At 55.3% G+C, this 23268-nt stretch carries 21 protein-coding genes, 1 tRNA gene and 1 pseudogene; 17 read left to right on the top strand and 6 right to left on the bottom strand.

Features of this window, described 5'->3' with window-relative positions; translation table 11 throughout:
* The first annotated feature begins 50 nt into the window (after positions 1 to 50).
* From rsxC to ABVS15_RS08390, 6 genes are read left to right on the top strand one after another with little or no spacing between them, the layout of a single operon-like run.
* A complete protein-coding gene (gene rsxC, locus ABVS15_RS08415) occupies positions 51 to 1424 on the top strand; it encodes an electron transport complex subunit RsxC (protein WP_369283464.1) in 1374 nt (457 codons plus the stop codon).
* A 3-nt stretch (positions 1425 to 1427) separates the two neighbouring features.
* A complete protein-coding gene (locus ABVS15_RS08410) occupies positions 1428 to 2447 on the top strand; it encodes an RnfABCDGE type electron transport complex subunit D (protein ID WP_369283287.1) in 1020 nt (339 codons plus the stop codon).
* Positions 2444 to 3079 (top strand): FMN-binding protein, encoded by a 636-nt coding sequence (locus ABVS15_RS08405; RefSeq protein WP_369283286.1) that lies wholly within the window; start codon positions 2444 to 2446, stop codon positions 3077 to 3079. Before ABVS15_RS08410 ends, ABVS15_RS08405 begins: the two co-directional genes overlap by 4 nt.
* An 18-nt stretch (positions 3080 to 3097) precedes the next feature.
* On the top strand, positions 3098 to 3712 hold the full coding sequence (gene rsxE, locus ABVS15_RS08400; protein ID WP_369283285.1) for an electron transport complex subunit RsxE: 615 nt from the start codon (positions 3098 to 3100) through the stop codon (positions 3710 to 3712).
* A 3-nt stretch (positions 3713 to 3715) separates the two neighbouring features.
* The gene (gene rsxA / locus ABVS15_RS08395) at positions 3716 to 4300 is read left to right on the top strand and encodes an electron transport complex subunit RsxA (protein WP_312280115.1); all 585 of its coding nucleotides are present in this window, start codon (positions 3716 to 3718) and stop codon (positions 4298 to 4300) included.
* A gap of 12 nt (positions 4301 to 4312) precedes the next feature.
* On the top strand, positions 4313 to 5215 hold the full coding sequence (locus ABVS15_RS08390) for an RnfABCDGE type electron transport complex subunit B (RefSeq protein ID WP_369283284.1): 903 nt from the start codon (positions 4313 to 4315) through the stop codon (positions 5213 to 5215).
* A 284-nt stretch (positions 5216 to 5499) separates the two neighbouring features.
* Here the strand turns inward: ABVS15_RS08390 and ABVS15_RS08385 are convergent.
* A pseudogene (locus tag ABVS15_RS08385) lies at positions 5500 to 5595 on the bottom strand (XRE family transcriptional regulator); the annotation flags it as partial.
* A gap of 168 nt (positions 5596 to 5763) precedes the next feature.
* Here ABVS15_RS08385 and ABVS15_RS08380 point away from each other — a divergent pair.
* From ABVS15_RS08380 to ABVS15_RS08335, 10 genes are all read left to right on the top strand, one after another.
* Positions 5764 to 6018 (top strand): hypothetical protein, encoded by a 255-nt coding sequence (locus tag ABVS15_RS08380; RefSeq protein ID WP_369283283.1) that lies wholly within the window; start codon positions 5764 to 5766, stop codon positions 6016 to 6018.
* Between the two features lie 278 nt (positions 6019 to 6296).
* Positions 6297 to 7349 (top strand): heat-inducible transcriptional repressor HrcA, encoded by a 1053-nt coding sequence (gene hrcA, locus ABVS15_RS08375; RefSeq protein WP_369283282.1) that lies wholly within the window; start codon positions 6297 to 6299, stop codon positions 7347 to 7349.
* A complete protein-coding gene (locus ABVS15_RS08370) occupies positions 7346 to 7957 on the top strand; it encodes a nucleotide exchange factor GrpE (RefSeq protein ID WP_369283281.1) in 612 nt (203 codons plus the stop codon). The genes hrcA and ABVS15_RS08370 overlap by 4 nt, the downstream gene beginning before the upstream one ends.
* Before the next feature lie 50 nt (positions 7958 to 8007).
* A complete protein-coding gene (gene dnaK, locus ABVS15_RS08365; RefSeq protein ID WP_369283280.1) occupies positions 8008 to 9858 on the top strand; it encodes a molecular chaperone DnaK in 1851 nt (616 codons plus the stop codon).
* A 159-nt stretch (positions 9859 to 10017) separates the two neighbouring features.
* Entirely contained in the window at positions 10018 to 11151 is a 1134-nt protein-coding gene (dnaJ, locus tag ABVS15_RS08360) for a molecular chaperone DnaJ (RefSeq protein WP_369283279.1), read from the top strand.
* Positions 11152 to 11159: 8 nt separating this feature from the next.
* A complete protein-coding gene (locus ABVS15_RS08355; protein WP_369283278.1) occupies positions 11160 to 11969 on the top strand; it encodes a histidinol-phosphatase HisJ family protein in 810 nt (269 codons plus the stop codon).
* 147 nt (positions 11970 to 12116) lie between these two features.
* Positions 12117 to 12554 carry a ribose 5-phosphate isomerase B gene (gene rpiB, locus ABVS15_RS08350; RefSeq protein ID WP_369283277.1) on the top strand — a complete coding sequence of 146 codons (438 nt, stop codon included), beginning with the start codon at positions 12117 to 12119 and terminating at the stop codon, positions 12552 to 12554.
* A gap of 25 nt (positions 12555 to 12579) precedes the next feature.
* A complete protein-coding gene (locus ABVS15_RS08345; RefSeq protein WP_369283276.1) occupies positions 12580 to 13662 on the top strand; it encodes a putative glycoside hydrolase in 1083 nt (360 codons plus the stop codon).
* A 143-nt stretch (positions 13663 to 13805) separates the two neighbouring features.
* Positions 13806 to 13892: transfer RNA gene (locus ABVS15_RS08340), tRNA-Leu, on the top strand.
* A 116-nt stretch (positions 13893 to 14008) separates the two neighbouring features.
* The gene (locus tag ABVS15_RS08335) at positions 14009 to 14287 is read left to right on the top strand and encodes a hypothetical protein (protein ID WP_369283275.1); all 279 of its coding nucleotides are present in this window, start codon (positions 14009 to 14011) and stop codon (positions 14285 to 14287) included.
* Between the two features lie 462 nt (positions 14288 to 14749).
* Here the strand turns inward: ABVS15_RS08335 and ABVS15_RS08330 are convergent, their stop codons facing one another.
* From ABVS15_RS08330 to ABVS15_RS08310, 5 genes are all read right to left on the bottom strand, one after another.
* Positions 14750 to 15133, bottom strand: a complete 384-nt coding sequence (locus tag ABVS15_RS08330; RefSeq protein WP_369283274.1) for a hypothetical protein — start codon at positions 15131 to 15133, stop codon at positions 14750 to 14752.
* Positions 15134 to 15316: 183 nt separating this feature from the next.
* Complete coding sequence (locus tag ABVS15_RS08325; RefSeq protein WP_369283273.1) at positions 15317 to 15457, bottom strand: hypothetical protein; 141 nt, start codon at positions 15455 to 15457, stop codon at positions 15317 to 15319.
* Between the two features lie 105 nt (positions 15458 to 15562).
* The gene (locus ABVS15_RS08320; RefSeq protein WP_369283272.1) at positions 15563 to 17221 is read right to left on the bottom strand and encodes a hypothetical protein; all 1659 of its coding nucleotides are present in this window, start codon (positions 17219 to 17221) and stop codon (positions 15563 to 15565) included.
* Between the two features lie 919 nt (positions 17222 to 18140).
* Entirely contained in the window at positions 18141 to 20276 is a 2136-nt protein-coding gene (locus ABVS15_RS08315; protein WP_369283271.1) for a methyl-accepting chemotaxis protein, read from the bottom strand.
* A gap of 262 nt (positions 20277 to 20538) precedes the next feature.
* Positions 20539 to 21717, bottom strand: coding sequence for a tyrosine-type recombinase/integrase (locus ABVS15_RS08310; RefSeq protein WP_369283270.1), 1179 nt, complete (start codon positions 21715 to 21717; stop codon positions 20539 to 20541).
* A 745-nt stretch (positions 21718 to 22462) separates the two neighbouring features.
* Between ABVS15_RS08310 and ABVS15_RS08305 the strand changes: the two genes are divergently transcribed.
* The gene (locus ABVS15_RS08305; protein ID WP_369283269.1) at positions 22463 to 23167 is read left to right on the top strand and encodes an MgtC/SapB family protein; all 705 of its coding nucleotides are present in this window, start codon (positions 22463 to 22465) and stop codon (positions 23165 to 23167) included.
* Positions 23168 to 23268: the final 101 nt, after the last annotated feature.

The following is a 23268-nucleotide window of genomic DNA, read 5'->3' as shown; positions in this document are numbered from 1 at the left end:
GGCAGAGCAACCTTTAACGCTCTAACCAGGAGAAAAATGAGGTGAAAACAATGGCACAAGCGTTTTTCGGCGGTGTTCATCCCCATGATATGAAGGCCGCCACCAATGAAAAGGCCATCGAACAACTGGCACCCCCGGCTGAGGTGGTCATCCCCATGTCCATGCACTTCGGCGCTCCGTGTGCACCCCTTGTCAAGGCGGGGGACCATGTGAAGGTCGGACAGAAAATCGGCGAGTTCCGCGGCTTGGGCGCACCGATTCACGCCAGCGTTTCCGGCACGGTAAAGGCCGTGGAGCCCCGTCCCTATTCCATGGGGGGCAACATGACCGCCATCGTGATCGAAAATGACATGAAAAACGAGCTGAGCGAAGAAATCAAGGCCCCTGCGAACCCCAGTGCCCTCACCGTCGAGGAGATGGTGGAAATTGTCAAGGAAGCCGGCATTGTCGGCATGGGCGGCGCAACCTTCCCCACCCATGTGAAGATCTCCGGCGGTATCGGCAAGGTCGACACCGTAATCATCAATGGCGCGGAGTGCGAGCCCTACATCACAGGCGACCATCGCGCCATGCTGGAGCGCCCCGAAGAAGTTATCGGAGGCGCGATTTATCTGGCCAAAATGTTTGGCGTGGACAAGGTTGTCATCGGTGTGGAGGACAACAAGCGCGACGGAATCGACGCCATGAACAGGGTCATTGCGGAAAAGCATGCCCCCGTGGTGGTGGAGCCTCTGCGCTGCCGTTACCCCCAGGGCGGTGAAAAGCAGCTCTGTCAGGCCGTGACCGGCAAGCAGGTTCCTCCGGGAGGACTGCCCTCCGCCATCGGCTGCGCCGTGTTCAATATCAACACCACCTGCGCCATCTACCGGGCTATTACCCAGGGAATGCCCGTGGTGACCAAGGTGGTTACTGTCTCCGGTTCCGGCGTGATTGACCCGAAGAATCTGGAGTGCCCCATCGGAACTCCCGTGGCAAACCTGCTGGACGCCTGCGGCGGCCTGAAGGACGGTACATATAAGCTGATTGCCGGCGGCCCCATGATGGGTATGGCACAGTACACCGCGGACATCCCGGTGGCCAAGGGCACCGGCGCGGTTCTGGCGTTTTGTGAAAACGAAGAGCAGACCGTGGAGCATCCCCAGTGCATCCGCTGCGGCAAGTGCGTTTCCGTCTGCCCGGTGAAGCTGGAGCCCCTGTTTATGTACCAGTATGCTTCCAAGGGGATGACCGAGGAGCTGAACGCCGCCAATATTATGGACTGCATGGAATGCGGCGCGTGCTCCTATATCTGCCCCGCCCGGATTCATCTGACCCATATGTTTAAGACCGGCAAGCAGCTGGTGAAGGATAAAGCGGCCGCCGATAAGGCAGCCGCCGAAAAGGCCGCCGCATTGGCGGACAAGACACAGAAGAAGGAGGCGTGAGAGATGACCGACTATAAAAATCTGAAGCTGATCGCCACCTCTTCTCCCCATATCCGCGCCGCGGAAAACACCCGTTCCATTATGCTGGACGTGATTATCGCCATGCTGCCCGCCCTTGTTTACGCTGTTTGGGCGTTTGGACTTCGGGCGCTGACCGTGACCTGCGCCAGCGTGATTTTCTGCATGGCATGGGAGTGGGTATACCGCAAGCTGATGAAAAAGAATCAGGCTGTGGGCGATCTTTCCGCAGTGGTTACGGGTATGCTGCTGGCGTTTGTCTGCCCCGTGGGCGTGACCTATTTTGCGCTGTTTGTGGGCAGCTTTTTCTCCATCGTGGTTGCAAAGCAGCTCTTTGGCGGCATCGGCAAGAACTTTGTAAACCCGGCTCTGGTGGGCCGCGCCATGATGGTGGCCTCCTTCGCCGGGAACATGACGACCTGGGCGAAGTTTCAGGCCACCTCTCACCTGTTCGGCTCCAACGCCGACACGGTGACGGCGGCTACTCCCATGGCCTATCTCCATACCAATAATTTGCAGGGACTGCTGGACAGCGGCGTCACCATGACGGACATGTTCTTGGGCCGCATCGGCGGTTCCATCGGCGAGATCTCCGCTCTGATGCTGATTGCCGGCGGCATTTACCTGCTGGCCCGCAAGGTCATCTCCTGGCAGACTCCGGTGGGCTACATTGCCACCGTTGTTGTGCTGACGCTGATTTTCCCCCGCGGGAACGATGCGATTACATGGATGCTGTTCAACCTGCTGGGCGGCGGACTGCTGCTGGGCGCGTTTTTCATGGCGACCGATTACGCGACCTCTCCTGTCACCCCCACGGGCCAGCTGATTTATGGCATCGGCTGTGGCCTGATTACCATATTTATTCGCTACTTCGGCTCCTATAACGAGGGCGTGTGCTACTCCATTCTGGTCATGAACCTGCTGACCGCCCTCATCGACAAGTATGTGAAGCCTCAGCGCTTCGGCGTCGTCAAATCCGATAAGAAGGAGGCGGCTTCGAAATGAGCGAACAAGTGAAAAGCAAGGAAAAAATTACGATGGACCCCAAGTACATTTTGGTGCTGACGTTTACTCTGACGATCACCTGCATCATCGTGGCGGGACTGCTGGGCTTTGTCAATCAGGTGACCGAGCCCAATATCACCGCAGCCAACAAGGCCAAGACCGTGGCGGCGATGTCTGCCGTGGTGGCCGACCCCAACAGCACCTTTTCTGATGCTCTGGAGATCACCGACGAAATGACTGCTGCCGCTGCGACCTATAAGACCAAGGTGACCGAGATTTATCAGGTCATCGGGTCCGACGGGTCCGATGCGGGCTACGCCGTGAAGGTGGCCGCCAGCGGCTCTCAGGGCACCATTGTGATGATGGTGGGCGTGGACGCGGAGGAAAGCGTCACTGGCGTATCCATCGTCTCTCATGCCGAAACCTCCGGCATCGGCACCAAGATTATGAACAACGATCCGCTGCCCGGCAGCGGCGTGGGCGTTTTAGAGCAGTTTGTCGGTATGAGCCATGCGGACGGCGACCTGACGGTTGGAAGCAATGTGGACGCCATCACCGGCGCCACCGTGTCCACCAAGGGCGTCACCGGCGGCGTCAACGGCGCTTTGGCCGTGACCGCCGCGTTGGGCTGAGAAAGGGGGAGTTGAACAATGAACATCGGTAAACAGTTGAAAGAGGGCGTCATTAGCAACAACCCCGTACTGGTACAGCTTCTGGGTATGTGCTCTACCATGGCCATTACGACCTCGATCGCAAATGGCTTGGGCATGGGTGTATCCGTGCTGCTGATTCTGACCGCCTCCAACGTCGTTATTTCCGCTATCCGGAAAATCGTTCCTAACAAAATTCGTATTGCCATGTACGTGGTGGTCATCGCCGGCTTTGTTACCTGCGTGGACCTGCTGCTGCAGGCATTTCTGCCCGCGATTGCCGCGTCTTTGGGCGTATTCATTCCTCTGATCGTGGTGAACTGCATCATTCTGGGCCGTGCAGAGGCGTTTGCCTCCAAAGAGGGTATTGCCGCTTCCGCGCTGGACGGTGTGTTTCAGGGCCTTGGCTACACGCTGGTGCTGCTGGCTATGTGCATTATCCGCGAGCTTCTGGGTGCAGGCACGCTGGCCGGTATTCAGATCATGCCCGCGAGCTATCAGGCCATTGGCGTGCTGACGCTGCCGGTAGGCGGCTTCCTGGTGCTGGGCACATTGATTGCCGCCATGCAATGGGCGCTGAGCCGGCCCAAAAAGGCTGCAAAGGAGGAAAAGTAAGCCATGAAAGAAATCTTTTCCATTGCGCTGGGCGCCATTCTGGTCAATAACTTCATTTTTGCCCAATTCCTTGGTATCTGCCCGTTCATGGGTGTTTCCAAAAAGATTGATACCGCAATCGGCATGGGCGTGGCCGTCACGTTTGTTATGGGCCTGGCCTCCGCGTTTACCTGGCTTGCCAACGAGTATCTGCTGGTGCCTCTGAATCTGGCGTATATGCAGACCGTGGCGTTCATTCTGATTATCGCCGCGCTGGTGCAGTTTGTGGAGATGTTTCTCCAGAAATCTCTCCCCGCCCTGTATACCGCGCTGGGCATTTACCTGCCGCTAATTACCACCAACTGCGCCGTGCTGGGCGTGGCGCTGCTGAATGTGCAGAACGGCTACAATTTTATTGAGTCCGTGGTGTATGGCATTACCGGCGGTCTGGGCTTCCTGCTGGCCATCGTGCTGTTTGCCAGCATCCGGGAGCGTCTTGTGTTCGCTGATCCCCCAAAAGCTTTTGAGGGCTTTCCCATCGCGCTGGTTACCGCCGGCCTGATGGCGCTGGCGTTCATGGGCTTCTCCGGCGCGAACGTCTTCGGTTAAGGAGGAGAAATCATGAATATTGTCTTTGCCATTCTGGTGTTGAGCATTCTGGGCGCTATTTTTGCCGTGATCCTGGCCGTTGCGTCCATTGTCTTCGCCGTGAAAACCGACCCCAGACTTCCTGAAATTGTCGACGCTCTGCCCGGCGCAAACTGCGGCGGCTGCGGCTACGCCGGCTGCTCCGACTGCGCGGGCCACATTTTGGACGGCAGCGCGCCTGTCAATGCCTGCCCCGTGGGCGGTGCGGCCAGCGCTGAAAAAATTGCCGCCATCATGGGCGTGGAAGCCAGCAGCGCCGAAAAGGAAGTGGCCTTTGTCCGCTGCAACGGCGGAACCGCCGCGAAAAAACGCTTTGAGTACCGCGGCGTGCTGGACTGTGTTTCTGCCACGAAGGTGGCCGCCGGCCCTCTTGAGTGCGGCTTTGGCTGCCTGGGCTTTGGTTCCTGCGTGACTGCCTGTCAGTTCGACGCCATGCACATTGCTGCCAACGGCTGCGCTGTGGTGGACCCTGTGAAGTGCACCGACTGCATGGCCTGTGCCACTGCCTGCCCCCGCAAGCTGATTATCTCCGTCCCTGTGTCCAAGAAGGTCCACGTGGCCTGTATTAATCAGGACAAGGGCAAGGTTGCCATGAGCGTGTGCGCCAACTCCTGCATTGGCTGCGGCCTTTGCGAGAAGGAGTGCAAAAAGGATGCCATCCATGTGACCAACAACGTGGCCGCGATTGACTACGCCAAGTGCATTAACTGCAAGATGTGCACCAAGGTCTGCCCCCGCGACTGCATTTTGCCCATCGCAACCCCCGAGGAGAAGGAGAAGTACAAGGCTGTCAAAAAGGCACAGGCCGACAAGGCCAAGGCCGCCGCTGAGGCTGCCGCCGCCGCGCAGACTGCCGCTCCCGCTCCCAACGCATAAGGATTCCCCAGAACTCTGTCACAAGAAAGGGCAGGCCCAAATCTTTCGATTTGGGCCTGCCCTTTTGCTGCCCGACCTTGTCGGGTCCTTGAAATATAAGGCGGCTGCGGTAAATTGTGCGCGATTGCTTGAGTAATCCCGACCTCAGTCCTGGTCAAACAGGCGTCCCGCCGGAACCTGCAATGCTTCGGCAATGGAAAAAGCGTTTCCAGAGAAAGTCCCTTCAGCCTCGCGCCGTTGTTGGCCTCAATCTGGCTCAGAAATGACCAGCTTTTGCCGATCATTTCCGCCAGCTGCTCCTGCGTATAGCCCCGTACCTTCCGGTAATAAGCAATTCTCAGCCCCAGAAGCCGGTAGTTTTCCCGATATTTTTCCCGCAAGCGGTATCCCTCCCTCCTCCGCAAATTAGGATACTTTCCTATTTATCCTTAATGTTATCAAAACAAAGGATACTGCGTTACAGACCAATAGAATAATATTATTTACTTTTAGCGAGTAATATAGTATTATTAGAATAAATAAATACACTTTTGGCGAGGGGTGAGGTTATGCCGGAGGAAGAGGAGCTTTTAGAGGTGCTGGCAAAGCGCACAGGCTGCAACTATCTCTCCGATTTAAGGGAAAAAGATTTTCAGCGCCGCGCGGTGAGGGCGGCGCTGGAATTTTCGCAGGAGGCGTATTCCGCATCGCAGTGGCGGGACGCCGCCGGATATTTGCTGCATCTGACCGATTTGCCACCCAGCGGAGAAGCGGCGCGGGCGCTTCTGCAAGGCTGGGAAGCGGCCCAGACTTCCGAAAATTAAACAAAATCAGCGTCCCGGTCTGTGAAAGCGGACACGGGACGCTTTTGCGTTTTCTAAAGCGCCCCGCTTAAAAAAGTGGCCTCTTTTTCCCGGACAGCTCCGCGCTCAGGCAGGCCGGTGAATGACCGTCGTACCCGCAAAACGAGGGGTTTTGCCTGAATTTACAATTTGTTTATATCCATCCATTGACATTCGTTTTACGTGGTGGTAAACTCGCTTTAGCACTCGGAACTAATGAGTGCTAATCTTTGTTTTACCGTTCTGGTAAGGAGCGGATTATGGATTTGACAGACCGCAAAAAGCAAATACTGAAAGCGGTGGTGGAGGATTATATTTCCACTGCCGAGCCGGTGGGTTCAAAGGCGATTGCCACCCAGATGGGAGGCTCCGTCAGCTCCGCCACCATCCGAAACGAGCTGGCGGATTTGGTCGAGCTGGGCTATCTGGAGCAGCCCCACACCTCCGCCGGGCGAGTGCCTGCGCCCAAGGGCTATCGGCTGTACGTCAACGAGCTGATGGAGCGGCAAAAGCTCAGCGTGGCGGAGACGGAGAAGCTGAACGCGGCGCTTCACCTGAAAATGGAGGAGCTGGACCGGGCCGTTTCCCAGGCTGGGAAGGCTGTCAGCGCACTGGCGGGCTATCCCGTGTACACAGCCACCGCCGGACGAAAAAAATTTTTTGCCAAGCATTTTGATTTGATTCCCGTGGACGATGAAAGTTTGATCGTTGTGATGATGATGGGGAACAACCGGGTGAAAAGCCAGTTGCTCCGGCTTCAGCTGAAGCTGGACGCGGACCAGATACCGGCGCTTGCCCATTTGCTGAACACCCATTTTACAAGCAGCTCTGCCGACGAGATGAACGAGCGGCTGCTGCACATGACGGATCAGCTTTCCCCCAAGGTGTTTTTGCCCCTGAGCCAGACCGTGGCCTATGCCACGGACGTGTTGGACGAGGCGGGCCGCCGGGAAGTGCAGACCGTAGGAGCCAGTCGGCTTTTAAAGCTTCCCGAATTCCGGGATGCGGATAAAGCCCACCAGCTGATGAGCTATCTCAGCGACGAAGATGCGGACCTCCCCTCCCCCGACGAAAACGCCCCTATGAAAATCCTCATCGGGCCGGAGAACGTCAGCCGTGCGCTGATGGACACCAGCGTGGTGGTTGCAAGCTACGACATCGGAGACGATTTACGGGGCCTCATCGGTGTGGTAGGTCCCACCCGTATGGATTACGCCGCGGTGACTGCGCGGCTGAGCTATTTTGCCGAAGGTATGGCGCGAATGTTCGGAAAGAAGGATTTACTTTCCAAGAAGGAGGAAACAAAGACGTGAGCGAGGAAAAGAAAGAGCCCATTGATCAAACGCCGGAGCAGGAGGCGGAGCAGACCCTTCCCCCCGAGACGGAGGAGACTTCGCAGGCTGGTTCCGGAAAGAACGAAAAACCCCGGAAAGAGCCTAAGAAAAAGGAAAAGACCTATACCCTCACCCGGGAGCAAATGGAGGCCGCAGAGCTGGCGGCAAGGCAGCTTGCCTCTGTTACGGACCAGTTTACCCGGCTGAGCGCTGAATATGACAACTACCGCAAGCGCACCGCCAAGGAGAAGGAGTCCATTTATCAGGACGCCAAGGCCGACACCGTCACTGCCTTTTTGGCTGTGTACGACAATCTGGAGCGGGCGATGAAGGCCGGGGGCGACGAAGAGTCTCCCCATAAAAAGGGACTGGAAATGATTTTTACCCAGTACAAAGAGGTGCTTGCCAAGTTGGGCGTCACCGAGATGGAAGCGCTGGGCCAGCCCTTTGACCCCAACCGACACAACGCCGTTATGCATATCGACGACGAGACGCTGGGCGAAAGCGTGGTGGCAGACGTATTTCAGGCGGGCTTTATGATGGGCGACAAGGTGCTGCGCTTCGCCGCCGTCCGCGTGGCTAATTAAAATTTGCCGGATTTGTAATTTTTTATGTTTCGATATAGGAGGAATTCATTATGTCTAAAGTAATCGGAATCGATTTGGGTACCACCAACTCCTGCGTGGCGGTGATGGAGGGTGGCGAGGCCATCGTTATCGCCAACGCCGAGGGTAACCGTACTACCCCGTCTGTGGTGGCGTTTTCCAAGACCGGCGAGCGTATGGTCGGTCAGGTGGCAAAGCGTCAGGCCATCACCAACCCGGACCGCACCATCTCTTCCATCAAGCGGGAGATGGGCACCGACCACAAGGTCACCATCGACGGAAAGGCCTATACCCCGCAGGAGATCAGCGCCATGATTCTGCAAAAGCTGAAAGCCGACGCGGAGGCGTATCTCGGCAGCACCGTTACCGAGGCGGTCATCACCGTTCCCGCCTATTTTACGGACGCGCAGCGTCAGGCCACCAAGGATGCGGGTAAGATCGCGGGCCTTGAGGTCAAGCGTATTATCAACGAGCCCACCGCGGCTGCGCTGGCCTACGGTGCGGACAAGGAGCAGTCCCAGAAAATCATGGTGTACGATCTGGGTGGCGGCACCTTCGACGTGTCCATTCTGGAAATTGACGACGGCGTGATCGAGGTGCTGGCCACCGCGGGCAACAACCGTCTGGGCGGCGACGACTTTGACGAGTGCGTCATGAAGTATCTGGTGAGCGAGTTCAAGCGGAGCGACGGCGTGGACCTGTCCGGTGACAAGGTGGCCATGCAGCGGCTGAAGGAAGCCGCCGAAAAGGCCAAGGTGGAGCTTTCCGGCGTCACCAGCTCCAACATCAACCTCCCCTATATCACCGCCGACGCAAACGGCCCCAAGCATCTGGACGTGACCCTCACCCGGGCCAAGTTCAACGAGCTGACCAGCCATCTGGTGGACGCCACCATGGGTCCCGTGCGGCAGGCCATGTCCGACGCGGGCCTCAAGCCCTCCGAGCTGAACAAGGTTTTGCTGGTGGGCGGCTCCAGCCGGATTCCCGCCGTGCAGGACGCTGTAAAGAGCTTTACCGGAAGTGATCCCTTCAAGGGCATCAACCCCGACGAGTGTGTGGCCATGGGCGCGGCGCTGCAGGCAGGCGTTCTCACCGGCGACGTGAAGGGTCTGCTGCTGCTGGACGTGACCCCCCTGTCTCTCGGAATCGAGACGATGGGCGGCGTGTTCACCAAGCTGATCGACCGCAATACCACCATCCCCGTGAAGAAGAGCCAGGTGTTTTCCACTGCCGCCGACAACCAGACCTCGGTGGAGGTCAATGTGCTGCAGGGTGAGCGGGAGATGGCCGCCGCCAACAAGTCCCTGGGCCGCTTCCATCTGGATGGCATCGCTCCTGCCCGTCGCGGCGTGCCCCAGATCGAGGTCACGTTCGACATCGACGCCAACGGCATTGTCAACGTCTCCGCCAAGGATTTGGGCACCGGCAAGGAGCAGCATATCACCATTACCTCTTCCACCAACATGAGCAAGGACGACATTGAGCGGGCCGTGCGCGAGGCGGAGCAGTTTGCCTCTCAGGACGCGAAGCTGAAAGAGGAAGTGGAAACCCGCAATCAGGCCGATCAGATGGTTTACCAGTCTGAGAAGACCTTGAACGAAATGGGCGATAAGATTCCCGCCGACGATAAAGCCAAGGTGCAGTCCGGCATCGACAAGCTGAAAGAGGTCCTCAAGGGGACCGACAGCGCCGCCATCAAGGCCGCCACGGAAGAGCTGACCCAGGCGTTTTACGCGGTGAGTGAAAAGCTCTATCAGCAGGCAGGCCCCCAGCAGGGCGAGCAGCCCGGCGCGGGTCCCGACGCGGGCGGCCAGCAGGGCCAGTATTACGACGCGGACTACAAGGTCGTGGATGAAGAGGACAAAAAGGACGGCAATCAGTAACAAGTGAATGGAATGCGGAGCGGCCATAGCGGCGGCTCCGCATACCCCGTATAGCCCGACCCAAGGCGCCGCGCCGAGGACGCGGGACGGAGAGGAGGAACAAGGAAGCGAAGTCTGCCCGTCGCAGAGGCGGGAAGGATTCGCGGACTTAGGCACTGTATGGCAGATCAAAAACGTGATTATTACGAGGTTCTGGGCGTTGCCCGGGATGCATCCGAAGATGCAATTAAAAAAGCCTATCGCAAGCTTGCCAAGGAGAACCATCCGGACTTGAACCCCGGAGACAAGGCGGCGGAAACCCGGTTCAAGGAGGTCAACGAGGCCTACGAGGTTTTGTCTGACCCGGATAAAAAGACCCGATACGATCAATACGGTCACGCCGGCGTGGACCCCAATTTCGGGGGGGGCTACGGCGGCGCGGGCGGCTTTGACTTCGGCGATCTGGGGGATATTTTCGGCAGCTTTTTTGGCGGTGGCTTTGGCGGACAACAGCGTCGGGCAAACCCCAACGCGCCCCAGCGGGGCGAAAGCATCCGTCAGGCCGTGTCCGTTTCCTTTGAGGAAGCGGCCTTCGGCTGCGACAAGTCGGTGACGGTGGAGCGGTACGAAACCTGCGACACCTGTAAGGGCAACGGCTGCGAGCCGGGGACCACTCCGGAAATCTGTCCCGACTGCCATGGCAGCGGCACGGTGCAGACCCGCAAGCAAACGCCCCTGGGCGTGTTTGCGTCCACAGGGCCCTGCCCTCGCTGCGGAGGAAAGGGCCGCATTATCCATCAGCCCTGCAAGGAGTGCTACGGCACCGGCATGCTCCGCAGCCGCCACACCATCGAGGTGAAGGTTCCTGCCGGAATTGACGACGGGCAGACCATGTCTATCCGCGGACAGGGCCACGCGGGTAAAAACGGCGGTCCCGCCGGGGACCTGCTGATTACCATCACGGTGAAGCCCCACGAGATTTTCCGCCGGGAGGGCAACAGTGTGCTGTGCGAGGCGCCCATCACCTTTGCGCAGGCGGTCATGGGGGCGGAGCTGGAGATTCCCACCATTGACGGGAAGGTGAAATACACTTTGCCCGAGGGGACCCAGACCGGAACTACCTTCCGCCTGCGGGGCAAGGGCATTCCCCTGCTGAACGGCCGGGGCCGGGGCGACCAGTACGTCACCGTTTACATCGAAACTCCCCGAAACCTGAACAAGGCCCAGAAGGAGGCTCTTGTAAAATTTGCCGAGTCTGTGGGTGACAACAATTACGAGGAGCGCAAGAAGTTCTTTAAGAAAAACAAAAAGTGAGGCGCTCCATGTATCTGGCTGATTACCACTCCCACTCCCGCGTCTCCCCCGACAGCACCGCGCCCATGCTGGAAATGGCTGCCGCCGCTGCGGAAGCGGGGCTGGACGAACTCTGCTTCACCGACCATTTTGAGCCGGTGAAGCCCCGCACGGTCATTCCGCTGGAGGAATTCGACTGGGCGGCGCTGACAAAGGAATATGAAGAAACCACCGCCCACTGGTCCGGCTCGGTGAAGTTGCGGCTGGGTCTGGAGCTGGGTGATGCACAGGTGGACGAAGCCCGGACGGAGCGGCTGCTTGCGGGCATGCCGGAGCTGGATTTTATTATCGGCTCCGTCCATATGCTATCCGAGCGGTTTGGGCTTCAGGACATCGGGTGGATACAGGAGCCGGACGAGAAAACCTGCTATGCCGAGGTGGAGGATTATCTTGGAAACCTGCTGAAAATGGCCCGGTGGGGAAAGTTTACCGTGCTGGGCCACATGACCCTGCCTCTGCGGTATATGAACGACTACCGGGGCTTTCACATCAGTCTGGACGGCTACGGTGCGGAGCTGGAGGAGATTTTGCGGACGCTGATTCAGGGCGGTCGGGGCATTGAGGTGAACACCACCCGGGGCAGTCGCTTTCTTCCCGATGCACAATGGCTCAGGCTGTACCGCGGACTTGGGGGCGAGCTGATTACGCTTGGCAGCGATGCTCACCGTCCCACGGACGTGGGTAAAGGAATCCGGGAGGGGCAGGTTTTGCTGCGAGAGTGCGGATTTGCCCGCTTTTGCACCTTTGAAAAGCAGCAGCCCGTCTGGCATGCCCTGTAAGGGATGTCTTGCAAATTTCTCCAATTGCGTGTAAGATGAACAAAAGGTGCATTGCACCCTCCGGCGGCCCAGGGCGCGGGACGCGGCGTTTGCCGCACCGTAACCTGAGAGACACGCCGTCAAACCAATGAATGCGAGGAAGTTTTTATGAAAATCGCACTGGGCGCCGACCACGGCGGATTTGAGCTGAAGGAAAAAATCAAGCAGCAGTTGGAGAAGGACGGGTACGAGTGTCACGACTTTGGGTGCTTTTCCACGGAGAGCTGCGACTATCCCGTGTTCGGCGAGGCGGCGGCCCGGGCTGTGGCCTCCGGTGAATGCGAGCTGGGCATTGTTGTCTGCACCACCGGAATCGGCATCTCCATTGCCGCCAATAAGGTGAAGGGGATCCGCTGTGCGCATTGTGCGGATACGTTGGAGGCAAAGCTTTGCCGCCAGCATAACAACGCCAATATGCTGGCCATGGGCGCGGGCTTTACGGGGCCCATGCTGGCGCTGGAAATGGTAAAGGTCTTTCTGAATACCGACTTCGAGGGCGGACGGCACGCCCGCCGCGTGGCTCTGATGGACGCCATCGGGGACTGAGGAAAAACTTCGGAGGAGGAACACTATGGGGGGACCGAGAGGATACAGCAGCTATCATGGAAAGGGCCCCAAGTGGAAGATTTTGCTGGCGGTTTTGCTGGTGCTGGTGATTTTGGGAGCTCTGGCTGTGATTCGACTGCAAAAGTACGTGGTCTATGACGATTCTGACCGCCCAAGACTGGACTTGCCGCAATTTTCAAAGGACCAGCCGGAGGGCTCCGGCAGCGCCCCGGCGGACGAATCCGGGGATGCAAGTTTTACCATTGAGGAACCGGAACGGAAAGACATTCAGGCAACCGCGCTTCCGGTGGGCCCCCTGACTGACTGGGAAGCCGTTTGGGCCGCAGTTTCTCCCGGCGGGGCATATAACGCCGCGGTATACACCGTGAAGGATACGGACGGCTTGGTTTATATCGATTCTCAGGCTGCGCCGCCGTCTGCGGTGAAGACCGTCGAGGGCTCGGCTGCGGCTCTGGGAGATATGCTGAAGGACGAGGGCATTTATGCCGTCGCTAAAATCGCCTGCTTCCGGGACCCAGTGGCCTCCAGCGCGGATCTTGCGGGCAGGGGGTTGAAAAATACCGGCGGCTACGTCTTTTACGATGGGAACAACGAACGCTGGCTGGACCCTTCCAAGGAAGGTACGAGGCAGTATCTTGTTGATTTGGCCACCGCCTGCGCGGCGGCGGGTTTTGATGAAATTCTCCTGACGGACGTGAGCTATCCCACGGTGGGAAAGCTGAACAAGATTGACTACGGTCCGGCAGCCACCGGTTTGCCGGACAGCCTGCGCCAGGGAATCAACGCGTTTTTGACAGAGATGAAAGCGGCGCTGGCAGAGTATGACGTGAAGCTGTCCATTTTGCTGTCGCCCGAACTGTTCACTTCTACTGAGGCGCTTGCCGCTGAAGGAGCCGCTGCTGTATCGGGCCAGTCTCTGGGGGACATTGCGCCCTTGATGGACCGGGTCTATGTCTCCGAAGATGGTACTGCTTTGGACTCTCTGCGGACGCGGCTTGCCGCCGTCAGCAAGGATACGCAGCTGGTGCCGGTGCTGGCCCAGCCGGGAGCACCGGAGGATGGCGAATCCTATTTAATTGCACCATAAACGGCAAACAGACGCCGGAGGAACGACAGTTCGTTTCTCCGGCGTATTTCTGTGGGATGAGCGTGCTTTGTAATCTTTCGGAAAAACGCGAAAATCCTCTTGAACGTTTCGTGGCGCTGTGATATAATACTTCCGTTGCACCTGCCGGTGTGATGGAATTGGTAGACGTAGTGGACTCAAAATCCACCGCTGGCGACAGCGTGCCGGTTCGAGTCCGGCCACCGGCACCAAAATTATTAAGCTGAAAAAGATGAGCTCATCTTTTTCAGCTTAATTTTTTATGTCTATAAAAAATGAGTAGTAAACGTAAATTGAGCGTTTATTATCGATTACAACGGGAGGAAAAATGAAATATTTAACCATTGCACTTGTTATTGCCGTGGGGTTGCTGGCACATACACAAATTTCCACATTAAAAGGAATCATTAAGAATCAGGAAAAGCGGCTGAATCAATTGGCAAAGTTAACGGGACATGGAGAATTATCCTCTTTTTTTGTTTCTGATCAATTAAAGGAAGAACTGGTTCAATTGAAACAGAATGGCAAAATTGTTAAGGCAGTTAAAAAATTACGGGAACAAACCCAAATGGATTTATTGAAAGCAAAACAATATATTGACAATTAGAGTGAAACCTATTTGTCTGCATTTAACGGGGTATAAGCAAAATGTACAGTTTATAGAGGGTGTATCCGAGCCGACATTTTGATGCCTCTGTTTCTCCTTTTCGCTCCAAGCATATACTGTAACAGCTTTAAGAGCAATAAGACATATTCTCGGTTCAATTTTTGACCGTATATGGAGCGCACATAAGGAGTTATTATCATGATCGTCCATAAAGATTCAGATTTCAGTATTTCTTATCGATTGCCATGCAATCCATGCTGTTGCAGTAACTACCTTACCGGCCCCACCGGACCCACAGGGCCTACCGGTCCGCAGGGAGTGCAGGGTCCCACCGGCTCCGCAGGCGGCATAGGAGCAACAGGCTCCACCGGTAACACAGGGCCTCAGGGAATGCAGGGGTCTGTCGGCCCCACCGGCCCCGCAGGCACGCCGGGAATACAAGGGCCCATCGGCCCCACTGGTTCACAGGGTGTTCAGGGCGCTCAGGGTATTCAAGGTCCGCAGGGTGTTCAGGGCGCCATTGGCCTTACCGGCAGCACAGGTCCTCAGGGAATCCAGGGTTCCATCGGCCCCACCGGCCCCGAGGGTGCAGAGGGAGCACAAGGCCCCACCGGTCCCGTAGGTCCGCAGGGCGTCCAAGGTTCCACCGGTGACACCGGTCCGGCAGGTGCGCCGGGACTGCAAGGCCCCACCGGCGAAATAGGTCCGCAGGGAACGCAAGGGCCAGTGGGGCCCACCGGCCCCAGGGGTACTCCGGGAACGCAAGGCCCCACTGGCCCCGCAGGTGCGCAGGGAATTCAGGGTCCCACCGGTGGAATCGGTCCGGCAGGTTTGCAGGGTATCCAAGGTCCTGTCGGCCCCACAGGCTTACAGGGTGTTCAAGGTCCCATCGGTGACAGCGGTTCGGAGGGTGCAGCGGGACCCCAAGGGCCCACTGGACCCGCAGGTGCGCAGGGAATTCAGGGACCCACTGGAGATACCGGCCTGCCAGGTGTGCAAGGGATTCAAGGCCTTGTTGGCCCCACAGGCTTACAGGGTGTTCAGGGTCCTATCGGTGATACTGGTCCGGCAGGTTTGCAGGGTATCCAAGGTCCTGTCGGACCCACGGGCTTGCAAGGTGTTCAGGGTCCTACCGGTGATATTGGTCCGGCAGGTTTGCAGGGTATCCAAGGTCCTGTCGGACCCACAGGTTTGCAGGGCGTTCAGGGTCCCATCGGCAACACCGGTCCGGCAGGTTTACAGGGTATCCAAGGTCCTGTCGGACCCACGGGCTTGCTAGGTGTTCAGGGTCCTACCGGTGACACTGGTCCGGCAGGTTTGCAGGGTATCCAAGGACCTGTCGGACCCACGGGCTTGCAAGGTGTTCAGGGTCCTACCGGTGATATTGGTCCGGCAGGTTTGCAGGGTATCCAAGGACCTATCGGCCCCACGGGTTTGCAGGGTGTTCAGGGTCCTACCGGTGACATTGGCCCGGAGGGTGCAGCGGGGCCTCAAGGACCCACTGGACCCGCAGGTGCCCAGGGTGTTGAGGGTCCCATTGGTGACATGGGTCCTGCGGGCCCGCAGGGTATACAAGGACCTGTCGGACCCACGGGTTTGCAGGGTGTTCAGGGTCCTACCGGTGACATTGGCCCGGCAGGTTTGCAGGGTATCCAAGGCCTTGTTGGACCTACAGGTTTGCAGGGTGTTCAGGGTCCTACCGGTGACACTGGTCCGGCAGGTGTGCAGGGTATCCAGGGTCCTGTCGGACCCGCGGGCTTGCAAGGTGTTCAGGGTCCCACCGGCAACACCGGTGTGGCAGGTTTGCAGGGTATCCAAGGCCTTGTTGGACCCACCGGCTTGCAGGGTGTTCAGGGTCCTACCGGCGATACTGGTCCGGCAGGTGCGCAGGGTATCCAAGGGCCTGCCGGACCCACAGGCTTGCAGGGCGTTCAGGGTCCCACCGGCAACACCGGTCCGGCAGGTTTGCAGGGTATCCAAGGTCCTGTCGGCCCCACAGGTTTGCAGGGCGTTCAGGGTCCTACCGGTGACAGCGGTCCGGAAGGTGCAGCGGGACCCCAAGGACCCACTGGACCCGCAGGTGCACAGGGTGTTGAGGGTCCCATTGGTGACATGGGTCCTGGGGGCCCGCAGGGTATACAAGGGCCTATCGGCCCTACTGGCAACACAGGTCCTCAGGGAATTCAAGGGCCCACCGGTCCCGCAGGTCCCGTGGGTTTGCCGGGAATCCAAGGCCGCGTCGGGGACATAGGCACACGGGGTAGCCAAGGTGCTGTCGGTCCCGCGGGTCCACAGGGTATTCAAGGTCCTACCGGAGATACAGGGGTGCAGGGAGTGCAGGGGCCGCAGGGAATTCAAGGCCCACGGGGCATTCAAGGTCCTCAGGGGATTCAAGGCCCCATCGGTCCCACCGGGGACACAGGATCGCAGGGAGCGCAAGGTCCTATCGGCAACACAGGTCCCACAGGTGCGCAGGGCATTCAGGGTCTCACCGGAACCACTGGTGCACAGGGCATCCAAGGCCCCATCGGCAACACGGGTCCCACAGGTGCGCAAGGCATTCAGGGACTGATTGGCCCAACTGGCAGCACAGGTGCGCAGGGTGTCCAAGGCCTTATCGGTCCCGCAGGCCAACAGGGGATACAGGGCCCCACCGGAACCACAGGTGCACAGGGTATCCAAGGTCCCATCGGCAACACGGGCCCCACGGGTGCGCAAGGCATTCAGGGACTGATCGGCCCAACCGGCAGCACGGGTGTGCAGGGTGTCCAGGGCCTTATCGGTCCCGCAGGCCAACAGGGGATACAGGGCCCCACCGGAACCACTGGCGCACAGGGCATCCAAGGCCCCATCGGCAACACGGGTCCCACAGGTGCGCAAGGCATTCAGGGATTGATCGGTCCAACAGGCAGCACAGGTGTGCAGGGCGTCCAAGGCCTCATCGGTCCCGCAGGCCCGCAGGGTATACAGGGTTCCATTGGTCCTACCGGTGACACGGGTGCACAGGGGACTCAGGGCCCAACGGGCGACACAGGAGCCACGGGAGCTACGGGGCCAACTGGCCCTTCAAGTGGAAATAATACGTACATTGAAACTGGGTCACTGGGAACAATTAACGCTGGAATTTCTTATAATCAAGGCGGAGGAAATAACGAGGCCTTTGCTGCGCTGATATTTGACTGTGGCACTGATAAGGTCGTCACAGAGGTTGCAGCTTACATTACGCAAGTTGGCGCTCGTACAGGCGTCTTCCAAATGGCGATCCTGCTGCCCACAAGCAATGGTCAGGCAGAGGTCGTTGCAGTAACAAACACTGTCAATTCCATTTCTGGAGGAGTTTTTGTAATCCCACTCACTACATCGGTTACGCTCAGGGCCAATACATCATACTATCTGGCGGTATATAATCAGGTCAACGCAGCAATCATCGGGGGATTTACTGCGGGTGCATCAATAGGGGGAGACGCACCTCCAATCAATTTTAGAGTGCAAAACCTGTCCGGCTTTAGGGTCGGTCAGAGTATCAGCACCGGCGATACAAGTCAGCGTTTATCGCCTTGGCTGTATTCATGTTAAGCTAACTTTCAGCCTTTTGCGTATAGGGCTTTTTAAAGCCTGAGCGTTTCTATACTACAACGCTGTCAACAAAGCTCTTTGCGATGTTGGATTGTGGTTAGAGTGTAAACAGTCAGTTGAATAGAAAAGAGATAAAGCGATCGGCAGCAGAATTGCAACCGATCGCTTTATTTTGCAAAAGAAACAATCTCGTTGGTGTACAGACAACCCTTTTTCGAGCTTTTCCAACGCGGCCATTGTGATGCGCTTATTCTTTTTCAGAGAATCTCCGCTTGCTTTAATATTTTCCCGCCTTGTATGCAAGACTCACGTAGTCATCATGCGCTTCTGCCGGCAACATTGTGACCTGTGTTTTTTCCTCGGCCGGATACGCAGAAAACTGCTGCGTATCAGCGAGCTTAAACTTACTAACCTCATGCTGCAAGGTCTGGGCCTGCGCTGCCAACTCCTCGCTGGAAGCGGAGCTTTCTTCCGCGGTAGCGGCATTCGTCTGTACCACTGCCGAAACCTGTGACAAGCCTTCGTTAATCTGTTCAATGGAAGCCGCCTGTTCGCTGGTGGCGGTTTCAATTTCGCGAATAGACTGCACAGCTAATTCCGATTTTTCAGCAGCTTCTATCAAACGCTTTAACGTGTCCCCGGCCAGTTTTTCTCCTTCAGATACAGTTGCAACTGATTTTTCAATCAACGCAGCCGTCTGCTTGGCGGCTTCCGCAGATTTTGCCGCAAGGTTGCGCACTTCATCTGCTACCACAGCAAAGCCCTTTCCGGCGCTTCCGGCCCGTGCTGCTTCCACAGCGGCGTTCAGCGCAAGAATGTTGGTCTGGAAAGCAATATCCTCCACCAACTTAGTGATTTTGGAAATTTCCTGAGAAGTCGTACTGATTTCCTGTATGGAGGTGTTAAGCCGCTGCATGTGGTCGTTACTCTCTGTGAGATCATTTTCCGCCTGTTCAACATACCGCACAGATTTTTGAACATTCTTAATATTCAGTTCGGCTTGCTGAGTTACGCTGGCGATAGAAGCATTTAATTCTTCAACGGTTGCCGCCTGTTCTGTGGCTCCCGCTGCAAGGGCCTGTGCTGCGGCAGATACCTGATCGGCACCAGAGTTGACTTCTTCTGAGGTTGTGTTAATCAACAGCAATGTACGATTGAGGTTTGAGGAAATCAATTCGATTGCTTGCCTGATGGCAACAAAGTCCCCAGCATATTCGAGATCCACACTAACCCGCATATCTCCGCGTGACATCTGCCCGAGCTTTTCTGAAATGTCGCGTATGTAGCTTTGCAGGGAAGAGATGGTTAAGCGCATTGCATCGGCCAATACGCCCAGCTCATCGCCGGACTGGTATGTAAGCGCAATATCCAAATTTCCCCGAGACAATTCAGAAGCAACCTGCGACATGCTTGTAAGGGGCTTTGCAATTGATTTTCGGATGTAAAGAGTAAGAACCGTGGCAACCAAAATTAAGAGGATCATTACGCCCAGAATTGAGAAAACAGTAGTGGTATTCAACGCGGCATTTATTTTCTCAATTGATACGCCTGTGAAGTAAATTCCGATAGCATTTCCGTCGCTGTCGATAATCGGGGAGTACACGGTTGCATAGGGAGTCCCCAATATATCTGCATTTCCCTGATATTCAAGACGGTCTTCCAACACTGTCTGTGCAATCTTGGAATCCAGCTTTGTCCCCACCGCACGCTCTCCATTTTCAATGACGGTGGTGTTGGCACGCTCGTCCCCAATAAAAATAGTAAATTCATTCCCTGTCATTTCCTTCATGCGATCAACAAAACTGGGGTCCACCATAGAGTAACCGGTTGATACGACGCCTATGGTCTTTCCCAATGCATTTTTAACAGGTGCGCCGGTTCGGATGCTTAATTTAATTTCATTGCCCGGGTCAACATGAGTGGTAATTTCCCCGTCGAGTGCCATTGAGATGTTTTTCTGTGAAATAACAGAATCACCGGTTTTGTCGCTGTGCGTACGTGCCATAACAATTCCCTGCGCATTTGACACGGTGACAAAATCCACGTCCAGCCCCATCGCAGTGCTTGCCTCTGCTGCTGCGGACTTTATGGCGGCTGCATCACCGCTTTCTACTGCAAGAACCATGTTTTCGTAGCTGGCCATAGAGGTTGCTGCTCTTACAGAATCCTCCTGATAATCCTCCAAAACAGCTTGCATCGTATGGAGTGCAGCATTGCTCCGCTCTTTGTTGGACTGCTCAATAAGGCGATGACTGCTGATTGACATGTAGGTAACGGTCAATGCACCTACAAGTAAAATTCCACAGGTAGCAAACAGTGACAGTTTAAATCCGACCTTTTTGGTAAGTGAAATTTTTCTGCTTGTTTGCAGATTGCTGTTCCCCGATTCTGGGGCTTTGGGTTTCTTCTTCATGCATCCGAATCCTCACTTCTTATTTTGATTTACGCCTCTGTGATAGCAGGAATTCCAGACGGAGGAGTCTGAAATTCCATTTTGGGAGTTGTCTGTGTATGGCTTTTTAAAAAATCTCCTTTAAATTTCATTACAATTTTTTGAACCGCATGCTAGAATAAAGTTTGCGTGTTTAATTTATAATATAATAATAGAGTGAAATAAGCGGTGGCATTTGTCACAGTTTATTTGAAACCATGCGCAAGATAGCGTTCTTCCTGAACTACAAGGCAATTTGTGCAGGAGTGACCAGAGAATTGACGGCACATTCCGCAATACACATGTGCACAATGTGCAGTTCATTAAACTTTTCAATGGCAATCTTTTTTTGCTCCATCAACGAGTGGGCATAGATGTTTAGAGTAATACCAACGCTGGAATGCCCCAATAGTTCGCTGAGGGTTTTGATATCAACTCCAATTTCAAGAGCCCTTGTGGCAAAGGTATGGCGGATTGCGTGAAATTTTCGATCCCGAATACCGGCGTCTTTCAAAACCCGCTTGTAAATACGCTGGTAAATACGAGGGTCAAAGGGTTCGGGCTTATCCGAGAGAATGAAGTTGTTTTCATTCATAGAAGCCGGATCCCGCGCTCTTGCCAGCTCGAGTAAAAAGGAGGGCAGAGGGATTTTGCGTAAAGAAGCCTTGCTCTTGGGCGCCCCCACATGGAGATATGTTTTTTCTCCGCCGCCTTTAAAATTTTGAATGCGCGACACCGTTCTGGAAACAGACATCACGCCAGCCTCCAGATCAAAGTCGTTCCACTTGAGCGCACATAGCTCCCCTATGCGAATCCCTGTATAGAAACACAGCATTAGGCCAAAGGTCCGCTTATCTTTAGAGCAATGGACTGCATGTTCAATGGAACGCTGTTCCTTTACTGAAAAGACGGGTATTTCTTTTTGACATGTGCTTGCCTTTGGCAATGCTACATATTGGAGCAGACAGGCAAATTGAGGATGGCTTTGGGAAATATCCCGCAAAGAGGTTTTGAAGATAGATAAAATCTTTTTACGGTATATTTCAGAAAGAGCGGCTCTTTCATTAACCGCTTTTAGAAATCTCACGATGGATTGCTCTGTTAACTGCATGTTTTCGGGTTTTCTGAAATGTGGGAGTATATATTTTTGCGTGCAGCGAAAGTAGCTTTCATAGGTCGATGGTTTTAAACGGCTGTAAAGGTCTCCTTTCAGCCAATTTTCAAAAAGAATTGCAGCATGATCGCAGGGGATGACATGAGTAAATCTTTCAGCGTCCCTCTCCCCTTTTTGACACTTCATTTTGGCCCGGACATCGCGGTATGTTTTTGCATAAAAAGAGCGGTATTTTCCATCCGGCTGAATCACGCGACCTTCCCAACGGCCATCCTTGCGCTTATAAATATTTTCTCCTTTTCGTGCCATCGTGTATAAATCCTCCTCTGTAAACCTTAATGAGTGACGCTAAAATTGACGGCTTATTATTAGTACAGATAAAAAATTCCCATTATTCAGCCGGAAATGCTTGTGTAGATGCGTTGATATAAAAGCTTGGTGTTTGATTGACAAGCAAATACAAGAGGTATATACTAAAAATAGTCATATTTTGTCTAAAATAGCCGTCATGGTTTCAAATAAACTGTGACATTTTTTAAGCATTAAGGCAATACAAGAATTAAATTTGACAATAAAGCAAGAAGCAAGTCCACAGATGTTTTTCTGTGGACTTGCTTATTTTTCGGAGTCTTCAGGCGCCGTCTCTTCCGCCTTATTGGGTGCAAGTTCTATTTACACTTAGCGACCCTTATGAGATGTACAGTTCCTTCGCCTGTCTTTGAATATTCTGAGGTTTTTCGCTCCGCGAAAATGAGATGATATTTTATTGAACATTGTCGTTTGTTCGGCTATAATTGAACGCAGCGGATAATAAAGTCCGAAAACAACGGATGCAGAGCAATGGAAGCGATTGGCTGGGAGGACTTTGACCGGCTTTAATTTGACGAGCGCGCACAGGGGAAATAAAATAAAGCATATACTATGATTGTTTCCTTACGCCGAAATGGTTCTTCCAATTTTGAGACCGCTTTCAGGCAGGCGGGGAGAGGAAAGAAGCCGTTTCGGGCAGACGCTGCGGGCGGAAAATATATGAAATCTTTTGATCGGGGAGTTGATGAAGTTGCTGGACCTGTTGAATCCCCTGAGAGAAATGACAATTGCATCAATTTTCTTTCGATTTTTGCTGGCCACAATCTGCGGTGCGGTCATTGGGTATGAACGGGGAAAAAAGCGCCATGCTGCCGGGCTGCGCACACATATCGTGGTGTGCATCGGCGCTTCGTCTGTCATGCTGCTGAGCCAATATCTGGCCCTTTTTTCCAGTGGAAGCTCGGACCCCGCGCGGCTTGGTGCGCAGGTCATCAGCGGCATCGGCTTTCTTGGCGCGGGGACCATCGTAATTACCGGACACCAGCGGGGGCAATATGTTAAGGGACTGACTACGGCGGCGGGACTGTGGGCCTCCGCCTGCATGGGGCTTGCGGTTGGAAGCGGATACTATGAAGCGGCGGTCATTATGTGCTTCTTTCTGTTTTCCGTAATCGTGATTTTGAACCGGCTGGATGAAAAGTACCTAAAAGACTCCACGGTGATGCGGTTTTATATCGAGTATGCCTCTAAAACGCCGTTCTCCGCAATTCTTGCCGAGGTGCGGAAAAATAAATGGCATATGGCACATTTGGAATTTGTGGAGGGAAGCAACGACTCGATTCACAGCGCAATTATTGACGTACAGCGCACCGGGCTGGATTCGGACCGGGATGCACTTCTGTGTGCCCTGCGGTCCACAGAGGGGATTCTGTTTGTCGAGGACGCGTAATTGAAAATAAAATGGCCTTTTGTCTTATACGGTTCAAAAAACCGTTTCAGGCAAAAGGCCATTTTTATAAGCTTATATAGGTCGGCGTTTTTCCGCAGTTA

The sequence above is a fragment of the Oscillibacter sp. GMB15532 genome, assembly GCF_041020825.1.
Taxonomy (GTDB): Bacteria; Bacillota; Clostridia; order Oscillospirales; family Oscillospiraceae; genus Oscillibacter.
This window is presented reverse-complemented; position numbering and strand designations above follow the sequence as displayed.